Annotated in this window: 10 protein-coding genes and 1 pseudogene; 3 read left to right on the top strand and 8 right to left on the bottom strand. The window is 49.1% G+C overall.

Going from position 1 to position 11,096, the window contains the following annotated elements:
* Positions 1-37: 37 nt before the first annotated feature.
* Positions 38-292 (bottom strand): hypothetical protein, encoded by a 255-nt coding sequence (locus tag IT393_03690; GenBank protein MCC7201755.1) that lies wholly within the window; start codon positions 290-292, stop codon positions 38-40.
* An 85-nt stretch (positions 293-377) separates the two neighbouring features.
* Here IT393_03690 and IT393_03685 point away from each other — a divergent pair, with 85 nt between their 5' ends.
* Positions 378-1,682, top strand: a complete 1,305-nt coding sequence (locus IT393_03685) for an anaerobic glycerol-3-phosphate dehydrogenase subunit C (protein ID MCC7201754.1) — start codon at positions 378-380, stop codon at positions 1,680-1,682.
* Positions 1,683-2,347: 665 nt separating this feature from the next.
* Here IT393_03685 and IT393_03680 read toward each other — a convergent pair.
* The 5 genes and pseudogenes from IT393_03680 to IT393_03660 form a co-directional block, all read right to left on the bottom strand.
* Positions 2,348-3,784, bottom strand: a pseudogene (locus IT393_03680) (NAD(P)(+) transhydrogenase (Re/Si-specific) subunit beta).
* Complete coding sequence (locus tag IT393_03675) at positions 3,781-4,074, bottom strand: NAD(P) transhydrogenase subunit alpha (GenBank protein ID MCC7201753.1); 294 nt, start codon at positions 4,072-4,074, stop codon at positions 3,781-3,783. The pseudogene IT393_03680 and the gene IT393_03675 overlap by 4 nt, the downstream one beginning before the upstream one ends.
* Positions 4,075-4,086: 12 nt before the next feature.
* Positions 4,087-5,286 (bottom strand): Re/Si-specific NAD(P)(+) transhydrogenase subunit alpha, encoded by a 1,200-nt coding sequence (locus IT393_03670; protein MCC7201752.1) that lies wholly within the window; start codon positions 5,284-5,286, stop codon positions 4,087-4,089.
* Positions 5,287-5,461: 175 nt separating this feature from the next.
* Complete coding sequence (locus IT393_03665; GenBank protein MCC7201751.1) at positions 5,462-6,148, bottom strand: response regulator transcription factor; 687 nt, start codon at positions 6,146-6,148, stop codon at positions 5,462-5,464.
* Positions 6,149-6,358: 210 nt separating this feature from the next.
* Positions 6,359-7,396: a sensor histidine kinase gene (locus tag IT393_03660; GenBank protein ID MCC7201750.1), complete on the bottom strand. Its 1,038-nt coding sequence runs from the start codon at positions 7,394-7,396 to the stop codon at positions 6,359-6,361.
* Between the two features lie 332 nt (positions 7,397-7,728).
* Here IT393_03660 and IT393_03655 point away from each other — a divergent pair, with 332 nt between their 5' ends.
* The gene (locus IT393_03655; GenBank protein ID MCC7201749.1) at positions 7,729-8,898 is read left to right on the top strand and encodes an SAM-dependent methyltransferase; all 1,170 of its coding nucleotides are present in this window, start codon (positions 7,729-7,731) and stop codon (positions 8,896-8,898) included.
* On the opposite strand, the gene IT393_03650 is transcribed toward IT393_03655, so the two are convergent.
* On the bottom strand, positions 8,873-9,292 hold the full coding sequence (locus IT393_03650; protein MCC7201748.1) for a hypothetical protein: 420 nt from the start codon (positions 9,290-9,292) through the stop codon (positions 8,873-8,875). The genes IT393_03655 and IT393_03650 overlap by 26 nt on opposite strands.
* 173 nt (positions 9,293-9,465) lie before the next feature.
* On the opposite strand from IT393_03650, the gene IT393_03645 reads away from it, so the two are divergent.
* Positions 9,466-9,837, top strand: coding sequence for a PilZ domain-containing protein (locus tag IT393_03645; GenBank protein MCC7201747.1), 372 nt, complete (start codon positions 9,466-9,468; stop codon positions 9,835-9,837).
* Here the strand turns inward: IT393_03645 and IT393_03640 are convergent.
* On the bottom strand, positions 9,820-10,740 hold the full coding sequence (locus IT393_03640; GenBank protein ID MCC7201746.1) for a hypothetical protein: 921 nt from the start codon (positions 10,738-10,740) through the stop codon (positions 9,820-9,822). The two genes, IT393_03645 and IT393_03640, sit on opposite strands and share 18 nt — an antisense overlap.
* Positions 10,741-11,096: the final 356 nt, after the last annotated feature.

The following is an 11,096-nucleotide window of genomic DNA, read 5'->3' as shown; positions in this document are numbered from 1 at the left end:
TCTTTAACAACCTGCCTGTGGCTCAAAGTGATAAAGATTACAAAGCGCTGTTGCCGCAGTATGCGGATCGTGACATCATCACTAACATGAAATTCTGAGGGGTGCGGTTAACTAACCGCTTACCGTTGTCACCCTCTACCTTGAAATAGCGGTGATCAGGGGCGAGCCACTGGTCTACGACTTTGACAACACCTATTACCTGTGCCCCAATAATGAGGCGTCGCGGCATCTCTTCGCCCTTGTATCCTGAATAGCATTCAACCTGGATCTTCATAACGCTGTCTCGTATCATAAATTATGTCACTTTTTCGATTAAGTCAAATCCCCTGGTTTATGGACTCATTGACCTCATCTCCGGTCTGAATTAGTATATCCTTATGGAAAGAGACCGGCTTTACCCTGAGAAGTTCCGGGGGCAGATTGAGAGCTGTTATAGTTGCGGTCAGTGTGAGTCATACTGTCCTTTTTTTCCGAAGGCATTTGGTATACTGGAAGAAGAGGAGCAATATGGCCGCACAGGCCTTCTTGAGAAGGCCTCTGAGGAGCTGATCGTACTTTGCTACGACTGTAAACTCTGCAAGAGCGCCTGTCCGTTTAAGTATGACCTTCCCCGCATCATGATCAGCGCCAAGGCATACCTGATGAGGAGCGGACGTCCTTCCTGGATCAAGACGATATTTCAAAGGGTTGATCAGGTAGAGTTTGCCCTTGGGTGGTTTGCACCGGCAGTAAATCTCCTCTTCTCAAACCGTGCCTTTAGAAGCCTCCTTCAGAGGATTTCAGGGATCCACAGGAAGCGCCTCCTCCCGTCATTCTGTTTCCTGACCTTCCGTTCACGCTCATTTCTGCAGCCGTTGATTGGGCCTTTTACTCAGAAAATAGATATGGGTGCGTCAAACAGGCCGTTGCGCAGGGTATTGTACTTTTGCGGATGTTATACCAATTACCACAGGCCTCAGGAGGGGATGGCGGCCTTGAAGGTGTTGCAGGCGTGTGGTATAGACGTGGTTACCTCATTTCAACGGTGTTGTGGACTGCCGCAGCTCTCCGAGGGGTTTCCTGACGATGCCAGGGGGAATATGGCCTCTAATCTGAAGGTCTGGCGGAGATATGTGGAGGCTGGCTACGATATCGTTGTTACTTCAAGCCCCTGCAGTCTGATGATAAAGCAGGATTATCCCGGGTGGACTGGGCCTGATGCGGACTTTCTCACAGGGCATGTCTATGAGGTTACGGAATATGTACTGATGCTTCACGAAAAAGGCGAAATCAAACTCCCGTTTATGCCATTGAACCAGCGTCTGGCCTATCACGTATCCTGTCATCTGAAGGCACAGGGTATGGGGATGCCGTCGTTAGAGCTCCTGCGGCTCATTCCTGCATTGAAGGTTGAGGTGATTGACCGGGGCTGCTGCGGCCTGGCAGGGCCCATGGGATATACTGAGGCGACTTATGAACTCTCGATGACGATCGGGACACCGATGCTTCAGGGGATCAGGGAGGGCCTGCCGCACCTTGCTGCAAGCGACTGCCCCAAGTGCAATATGCAGATACGTCAGGGGACAGGTCTTGAGGCGGTTCATCCCATCGAGATTCTTGCCGCTCAATTGACAGACCGCATCCCGTCGAAAATCAAATTCAAGTGTCGTCCTGAAACCTGTGCTGAGCCGGATTCAGCATGAACCGTTCAATAGTGATAGGAGGAGTGGGGACACTATCATTCCCGCGTAGGCGGGAATGACATTTTCATCTATGCTGCAACACTCTTAAAGGCGTCTGCCAGCTTTGAGATGCTTGCCTTTGCATCGCCGAAGAGCATGTAGGTGTTTGGCAATATGTATAGCTCGTTATCTATACCTGCAAAGCCCGGGTTCATGCTCCTCTTGCACACTATCACCCTCTTGGCCTTGTCCACATCCAGTATCGGCATCCCGTAGATTGGGCTGCTTTTGTCGTGGCGGGCAACCGGATTGGTGATGTCGTTTGCGCCGATGACAAGGGCTATGTCCGTTTCAGGGAAATCGGGATTGATCTCTTCCATCTCAATCAGGTCAGTATAGGGCACACCTGCCTCTGCAAGAAGGACGTTCATATGACCCGGCATCCTTCCTGCGACAGGATGGATGGCAAATTGGACTTTGGTATTGTTTGCCTTGAGCAATTCAGTAAATTCACCTACAACATGCTGTGCCTGGGCTGCAGCCATCCCGTATCCAGGGACTATGATCACGGATTTTGCGTTTTTGAACAGCGTGATGGATTCATCTATTGATACCTTCCTGACCGGAGACTGTCCCTCTGCTACAGGTTCCTCTGCAGTTACGGATACAGGGGCAACAGCCTTCAGGTTCGGGTCTTTCATTGAGGTGACGACCTTTGTGACCGAGTCTTTTGCATCACCAAAGAGCATCCAGGTGTTCTTATTCAGATAAAGTTCGTTGTCTATCCCGGCAAAGCCCGGGTTCATGCTCCTCTTGCACACGATTACCCTCTTTGCCTTGTCAACGTCGAGTATCGGCATCCCGTAGATAGGGCTGTTCTTGTCATGACGGGCAGCAGGGTTGGTGATATCGTTTGCGCCGATTACGATGGCTATGTCTGTATGAGGGAATTCAGGATTGATCTCTTCCATCTCAATCAGGTCTGTATAGGGTACTCCTGCCTCAGCGAGAAGGACGTTCATATGACCCGGCATCCTTCCTGCTACAGGATGGATGGCATATTTGACCGATACCTCCAGTGATTTAAGGACTGCAGCAAGTTCCCCTACTGCATGCTGTGCCTGGGCAGCAGCCAGACCGTATCCAGGGACAACGATAACGGACTTCGCCTCCCTGAAGAGATACGCTGCCTCTTCCGGGGAAACCTTTTTAACTGCCGGTTTTCCGTCATCGGCAGACGCCTTTGCTGATGCGGCCGGTGCATGGGCAGCGGCCTTGACTGCTGCAGGCGCCGGTGCTGTTGTTGCTGCAGATGTCTGGCCGAATCCGCCAAAAAATACGTTTGCTGCAGAGCGGTTCATCGCCTTGCACATGATGATGGAGAGGATGAGGCCTGATGAGCCATCAAGCGCACCGGCAATGATGAGCACCTTGTTTTGTATGACAAATCCTGTAGCCACAGCCGCAAGACCTGCATAGGAGTTTAAGATTGAGATGACCACAGGCATGTCAGCAGCGCCAATGGGCATGACCAGTTGAACACCGAATAGAAGGGATACGGCAATCATAATATAGAAAATTTCCGGATTAGCAGGTGAGATGATCAGATAAATCAACATACCTGCAAGTGAGGCCAGAAGGACGGAGGTTACTATATTCTGGCCTTTATAAGACCATGAGCCCTTTATTGTTTCATGCAGTTTACCTGAAGCGATCAAGCTGCCGGTAAATGTCAATGCGCCGAGCATGACCTCAAATCCTATTGCGGCCATGACGATCTTATCTACCTGACCTCCATGCCTGTAATATTCAGAGACACCGACAAGGGCGGCGGCAAGGGCGCCAAAGGCATGGGAGAGGGCTATTCGCTGGGGCATGGCCGTCATCTTTACCCGGCCCATCGGGATTCCTATGATGGACCCTATTACGAGTCCTGCGATGATCCATTCATAGCTTATGATCTCATGATGGAGGAGCGTTCCAATAACGGCGATGGCCATGCCTATCTCTGCGAGGAACATCCCGCGTCTCGCGGTCTCCGGAGAACTCAGAAATTTTAACCCGAGGATGAAGAGGGCCGATGCGATCAGGTATGCGGCTTCAAGCAGATAATAGTTGTTCATTTCTTCTTCTCCCTCTTAAACATCCTGAGCATGCGGTCATTAATGTAGAAACCTCCCACTACGTTGATTGTGGCGCATGTGACGGCTACAAAACCAAGTATGGTTGATAGCTGGTTATAATGCGCGCCTGCAACAACGAGCGATGCCACCAGCGAGATGCCTGAGATGGCATTTGTAGCAGCCATAAGCGGGGTATGAAGCAGCGGCGGCACGCCGGTGATCACCATATATCCCACGAATGATGCGAGCATAAAGATGTACAGGCCTATAAGTAACGTTGTTATCTCCATTAAATCCTCCTTTTACCAGTGACTCCTGCTGACTGGCCCTCGTGGATAAGATATGTCTGCCTTGTCGACAGCCTCTTTTACTACGGGACTGACAATTTCTCCGTTATGGGTGATTAGTGACCCCTTGATTATCTCGTCAGAGAGGTCCATCTTAATCTCCTTCTTGTCCGGTGCGAGTAGATATAGAAAGTTGAGTATATTCCTTGCGTAGAGCTGACTTGCATGTACAGGCAATGTGCTTGGCAGATTCACAGTGCCGATGATCGTGACCCCATGTTTTACGACATCGTTTCCTGCCTCGGACAGGGAGCAGTTCCCCCCCTGTTCTACCGACAGGTCAACGATGACGGACCCCGGCTTCATCTCTTTGACCATCTCTTCTGTGATGAGGGTCGGGGCCGGTTTTCCAGGTATGAGTGCCGTAGTAATAATGATATCTGCATCCTTTGAATGCCTTCTGATGATATCCTGCTCCTGTTTATAGAACTCCTGAGACTGCTCCTTTGCATAACCTCCGGCATCTTCTGCAGCATCGTGTGCGACGTCCATGGGGACGAATTCGGCTCCGAGGCTCCGTATCTGCTCTCCGGCTGCAGGTCTCGTGTCAAATCCGGTGACAACGGCGCCAAGCCGTTTTGCAGTCGCTATGGCCTGCAGTCCTGCAACACCGGCGCCGATAATCACGGCCTTAGCAGGGTGAATGGTGCCTGCTGCAGTGGAGAGCATGGGGATCAGCTTCTTCATGGCATTTGCCGCCATGATCACTGCCTTGTATCCAGCGACAGTGCTCATGGAACTTAAGGCATCCATCATCTGCGCCCTGGATATCCTCGGGACCGCATCCATTGAGAAGGCGCTGATCTTTCTCTCAGCAAGTTTCAGCACAACATCCAGATTCGCCGTTGGCTGAAGGAATGTAATCAGCACAGCCCCTTCCTTCATCATATCTATCTCATGTCTCTTGGTCTTATCATTGAGACGCGGCTTTTGAACCTTCAGTATTACATCTGATTCGCTGAAGAGCTCTTCAGTGTTGGTTAATATCTTTGCACCGGCCTTTACATAGTCTTCGTCAGATATGCAGGAGGCGATACCGGCACCTGCTTCTACCAGTACCTCCATGCCGCCTTTGGTCATCTTTCCTACACTATCGGGTACAGCGGCGACCCTGTTTTCATTTGCCAGTATTTCCCTTGGGATTCCAACTTTCATTGTGTTCTCCTTCTTTGGTCTTTTAGAGAATAATCGTCTTTACTATTTAATATCCTGTTATCACTGCAGTCAATCCACCGGAAGGGTAACAGGGAAAGGGATTAAGACCTATTTCAGGAGGAAGCATTAGGTCTTTAGGCCTACTGATGTCGCAGGCAGCGCCTTCTGATGATGGCTACCGGATGTCAATCAGGCCCTCTTTAATGGCCTGGATGGCGGCCTGTGTACGGTCAGAAACATTTAGTTTGTGGAAGATGCTGCGGGTGTGATTTTTTACTGTCTTTTCACTGATACGAAGGTCTTTGGCGATCTCCTTATTTGTCTTGCCTTCTGCCACAAGCTTTAATACAGTGATCTCCCGGTCAGAAAGGTCATATTTTCTTTTCCCACCCTTTTCCTCTTTCATGCTATGAGAATATGATAACTGGGTAAATTCAGAGAGTATCTTGCTTACTACCACAGGGTGGATCATAGATTCCCCCCGCGATACAGCTCTTATGGCATTGGCTATCTGTGAGGAATCTGAATCTTTAAGGAGATATCCTGTAGCTCCGGCCCGAATAAGATCAAATATGTACTCTTCTTCAGCGTACATGCTGAGTACTACTATGCCGGTCTGCGGGTTTTCCTGCTTAATCTGCCTGGTTGCCTCAACCCCGTTCATACCAGGCATACTGATGTCCATCAGCACGACATCAGGAGACAACTGCCGCGCCTTCTCCACTGCCTCACTGCCATCCCGCGCCATACCCACCACATCAATGTCACCCCTGGTCGTGAGTATGGAAGACAGCCCCTCTCTGACAACCTGATGATCATCCACGATAAGGAGACGTATTTTGCCAACCAAATGTTCAGCCATCGCAGCCCTGATTTAAAATCTTATTGTACATCTGTACCTGAAAACGCCCCTGTTTTCCCGTCATTCCCACGAAACATGTCCCCGCAGGATTTAAGCGGGGAGCGGGAATCCAGAACCAGGCCCCGGTCTGGATTCCCGCTTATGCTGGAATGATGTTTTCATGACCCCTTGTGAGCCCTGAGTTGTGTGCGTGCGGAAAAATCAAAGGGCTCATGACGGTTCACTCATATCAAGCGGGAGTGTCACCTGGATCGTAGTGCCCTGTCCTGGCGATGACATAATTAAGGCATGTCCGCCCAGGAGCTTAGCCCGCTCCTCGATTCCACGCACACCAAAGGAGGTCCATTTATCAACGTCGTTGCTCGTCTCCTTCAGACTGAATCCGATTCCATCATCACGTATGATGGTTGTAAGGTCCCTTGCCTTCACACGTATGCCGATCCTTACCTGTCTGGCATGAGCATGCCTCTTAACATTGGAGAGTGATTCCTGAACAATACGGAACAGAAACACCTTTGTCCTTGGTGGAATACGCGCTTCACTCCCGACAATCTTAAGACTTGTCGCAATCCCTGACTGTTTTTCATAACTTTTCAGATAACTGCGGAGGGCCGGTATCAGGTCTGTCTTCTCAAAATAGATGGGCTTGAGGTTGAATACAACGTATCTTGCCTCTTCGATGACCTTTTTGAGCTGACTCCTGACCTCATTCGCGAGTGACCGGATATCGGGCGTCGCGTCTTCCGACATCTGCTCAAGGAGATCGAGCTTGTAGTTTAATCCTATGAGGGTCTGGACAAGTCCGTCATGCAGGTCGAGTGCAATCCTCGTCCGTTCCTCCATCACTGCGTGCCTGGCATCGCGCAGATACAGCCTCACGAGGTCACGGTATTCTGCAAGGTTCTTTTTCAGTTCTTCCTGGCTCTTGATCCTGGCCTCGATGAGCTGCCACATGAATTTGGCCTCAAGACCGCCTATGATTGCCACGCCCGGAGGCTGAAGCCGCTTGATCTCGCGCTCAACCTGAGGGCTTCCTGTTACATCTATGAGTGTGTTAAGATTTTTTAGTGTCAGCAGTTTTCGAAAGTCCCTTGTCGTTGGGATCCCTGATTTTCTGGCGAGTTTTATACCCGGTGCGGTAAGATTCTCGTCTGCTATCTTGAGGATTTTTACAAGCGGGTCCTCATTGAAAATATGGATGAGGGCAGTCCCGCCCCTCCCTGCGCCGATGATCGCAATTCTATTCATTTTTTGTCCTAACCGTGGTGAATGCCAGGGTTTGCCTGCATTAACTTACGTTAACAGGATGATTTTTTACTGTCAACTGGATTTGCTCCCTTTAATCTTCATTTAATTTTCGATTTATATAATGTTATTAAAAATCAAGGATGAAAGGGAGGTGATTAGAGTGGTTACCGATTTCAAAATTTACGCATTAATATCAACCGGCTTATTTGTTGCTTATCTGGCCATGGCTGTAACAGTTTCTTATCTCAGCTGATACGAACGCAATTGATGTCTTTGTACTGCGTTCTCACAGGGCTGTTGTGCTGCCCCGGTGTATAGTATAAAATGCACCTGTGGAAAATGGCAGAGACCTGCGAGATATACTAAGGGCGCGGATTTTATCACGCGGGAAGATCCCATTCGCAGAGTTCATGGAAGTTGCCCTTTATTATCCTGAACTCGGTTACTATGCCTCCGAAAGGGTCAAGATAGGCAAGTCAGGGGACTACTTCACATCAACATCAGTCCATCCTGTTTTTGGCGAATCAATCTGCAGGCAGATTAACGAGATGTGGCGCCTTACAGGCGGCGATGAGTTTTACATTGTCGAAATGGGCGCAGGTGATGGCACCCTCTGTTACGATATCCTAAACGCTGCCCGGGATAAATTCCCTTCTTTTTACCGGATAATCCAATATATTATTATAGAAGAGAGTGCCTCTTTACGAAAGATCCAGAAAGAGCGCCTGCGAAGCAAACAGCCCGGGACAGAACCTTCTGATGTAAATAAAGTAATCTGGACTGACACCTCAGACCCAATTTTCAATAAAGGTATTACCGGCTGTTTCCTGTCCAATGAGCTGGTAGACGCATTTCCTGTTCATATTGTAGAAATGAGAGATGATAAATTGAGGGAGGTATATGTAGGCCTTAAGGGGGAGGCCTTTACAGAGACTCTCGATGTCCCGTCATCTCCGGAGCTTGAAGGCTACCTTGCCGGACTGGGGATAGAGCTTGTTGAAGGACAACGGGCTGAGGTAAATCTTCAAGCAGTAGAATGGATGAGGTGGGTGGCCGGGGCGCTAAAAAAGGGATTTGTAATAACTATTGATTATGGTTACCCTGCAGAAGAACTATATGCCCCTGACCGGGGTAAGGGGACTCTTCTTTGCTATCATAAGCACAGAACAGTTGAGGACCCTTTTGTCAACATCGGTGAGCAGGACATGACAAGTCATGTTGATTTTACTAATCTCATGATGACAGGAGAAAGTTGCGGGCTCAAGACCGCAGGTTTTACGGACCAGATGCACTTCCTGTTCGGATTGGGGATAGGGAAAAGCATTGAGGAAATAAGTGCAAAGGCATCCACGGAAGCAGATGCCTTAAATGCAAGACTCCTGATTAAAAACCTTATTATGCCCGGCAGGATGGGCAATGTGTTCAAGGTCCTTGTCCAATATAAAGGGTTCGAATCAGAGCCGGAATTAAGCGGCCTCAATAAGAACCCGTTTGCTTTTTAAAGCCTACGGCAACTACATAAACCATCATGGCCATCGTAATTACAAGTGAAATTGCCCCTATTGGAGCAAGATTGATGGCAAAGCCAACACCAACACCAGTCAGATAGAGCATGCCGGAATGAAAGATAGCCCCTATAATAAGGAGTATACTGACGGTCTGAGCCAGTCCTGATGAAATATCGAGTTTGCACAGCAGATAACCAATCACAATGTTCAGGAACGATTCTAAGTTCCCATGAGCATGGGCTGTCCCTAACAAATCATGCAAGGGGTCTTCTTCCATGTTAGGCCCTGCCTCCATTGCCGTTGCAGCGAGATACATGCCAAGCAATAAGGTTGTGATAAAATAGGCAAAACCGAATATCATATTTTTTTTACCGATATCATTTTTCATAGCCTTATTTCTCCTTTCGTGTTATTTTTTAACATATTGGATTTGATGAGTCAAACGGTTTTATGTAATTGCTTATAAAGTAGTTCTTAGGGGCCAACAGCTACAAATGTCTTGATTTGTTTGATTTCCTCAGATAATATGCTGTCCTGAATGGATGCTTTTCGGAGGGTTACATGGATGACATAGATGAGATTGAAATACCGCAAAAACCGCCGGACAAGAGGAGATATTTAAGGGATCCCATAATAATCTTTAAGGTGGCTGAAGATGCCCTGCTAAAGCCTTTATTTGGTTATGCAAAAGACATCAGCAGGGGAGGATTGTTTGTTGCATCCATCAATCCCCGTAACCCTGGCGACAGATTCAATATATCTTTTCAGATACCGGATACAGATATCAAAGTCAGATGCCAGTGCGAGGTGATATGGGCACGGAGGTTTAGTAAAGCCGGCAAACTCGAACCTGGTTATGGAGTCAGGTTTACTGATATACCTGAAGAGATTGCGGTTTCTATTGATAACTGGGTGTCATCGCATGTCAAGTGAACAGACATCAGAAACCGGGGTCTTGCCATCCGGTCCCCGGCCGCCTATGACATAGACGGTATCACCGATAGTTGCCATCCCCATCACGATTCTTCCCTTTTTCAGCGGTTCAAGCTCTTCCCATTTGTTGTGGCCTGGTTCAAGGCATGCGAAGCGGTCTTCTATCTTACTGCCGCTGTTTCCGCCAATGACATACAGCCTGCTGTTATGAACCACGGCTCCCAGGCCTGCGGCAGGCCATGGGAGTCTCATCCCTGAATTACCCCATTTGTTTACAGCTGGGTCATAAGATTCCATCAGGTCATAATTTGTGAATCCCTCTGGCCTCAAACCTGCGCCGCCCATGACGATAATCCTGTTGTCTGCTACTGCAGATGCAAGTGCAAAACGGGGGGTAGGCATTGGGGGAATCTCCTGCCAGAAGGCATCCCCAGGGGCAAATGATTCGGAAAATGCGAAACCGGGGTCTGTCATGGGGCCTCCGTTTGTAGCATCAGGATGATGCCCGCCAATGACATAGATGCGGTTATTGTATACTGCTGATGCCGGATAATCATGTGGCATGAGCATGTCCGGGCCGGTCCTCCATGTATCTTTTTCAGGGTCATAGATCTCAACTGTCCTGAAGAACTGAAACCGCCCGTCCTGGAGTTTAAGTCCACCGCCCATGACGCAGATCTTGTTATCCATTACAGCGGCGACTGTGCCTGAGCGCACTGTCGGCATGTCTTTACCCTGAGTCCAGACATCTTTTTCTGGATCGTAGATCTCTGTGCTGTTGAGGCTTGAAAAACCGATGCCACCGCCGCCGAAGACATATATCTTCCCTTTGCAGGATGCTACAGCAAAGTGTGACCTCGCTGAAAGCATCGGAGACCTTTTTATCCAGCCGGAATGTTTCATCCGAAAATGCTCCTATAAACCCGTCATTCCCACGGAACCTGTTCCCGCATGATTTAAGCGGGGAGTGGGAATCCAGAATCAGGCCCCCGGTCTGGATTCCCGCATACGCGGGAATGACGTTTTTCATGACCCCTTGTGAGCCCTGAGCCGTGCTGCTATATGCCATAAGTCCTGAGCTGGTCGAAGGACGAACAGTCGAAGGGCTCATGACGGTTCACCTGAAAATGCTCCTGTATACCCCATGATTTTTGTGAGCCCTGCCTTGCCGGTTAAGTAAGTGCCCGTGTAAGATTTGTCAACACGACTGCATGAGCGACATCATCCTGAAAAGGTCCTACGAGCCCGGGATTTTCTGA

The sequence above is a fragment of the Nitrospirota bacterium genome, from assembly GCA_020851375.1.
Taxonomy (GTDB): Bacteria; Nitrospirota; 9FT-COMBO-42-15; order HDB-SIOI813; family HDB-SIOI813; genus RBG-16-43-11.
The sequence above is the reverse complement of the archived record's forward strand: the minus strand, read 5'-3'. Positions and strand labels throughout refer to the sequence as shown.

Excerpts from the sequence above, each read along its gene's own strand:
- IT393_03690 (MCC7201755.1), bottom strand. The coding sequence starts at position 292 with ATGATACGAGACAGCGTTATGAAGATCCAGGTTGAATGCTATTCAGGA.
- IT393_03685 (MCC7201754.1), top strand. The coding sequence starts at position 378 with ATGGAAAGAGACCGGCTTTACCCTGAGAAGTTCCGGGGGCAGATTGAG.
- IT393_03675 (MCC7201753.1), bottom strand. The coding sequence starts at position 4,074 with ATGGAGATAACAACGTTACTTATAGGCCTGTACATCTTTATGCTCGCA.
- IT393_03670 (MCC7201752.1), bottom strand. The coding sequence starts at position 5,286 with ATGAAAGTTGGAATCCCAAGGGAAATACTGGCAAATGAAAACAGGGTC.
- IT393_03665 (MCC7201751.1), bottom strand. The coding sequence starts at position 6,148 with ATGGCTGAACATTTGGTTGGCAAAATACGTCTCCTTATCGTGGATGAT.
- IT393_03660 (MCC7201750.1), bottom strand. The coding sequence starts at position 7,396 with ATGAATAGAATTGCGATCATCGGCGCAGGGAGGGGCGGGACTGCCCTC.
- IT393_03650 (MCC7201748.1), bottom strand. The coding sequence starts at position 9,292 with ATGAAAAATGATATCGGTAAAAAAAATATGATATTCGGTTTTGCCTAT.
- IT393_03645 (MCC7201747.1), top strand. The coding sequence starts at position 9,466 with ATGGATGACATAGATGAGATTGAAATACCGCAAAAACCGCCGGACAAG.
- IT393_03640 (MCC7201746.1), bottom strand. The coding sequence starts at position 10,740 with ATGAAACATTCCGGCTGGATAAAAAGGTCTCCGATGCTTTCAGCGAGG.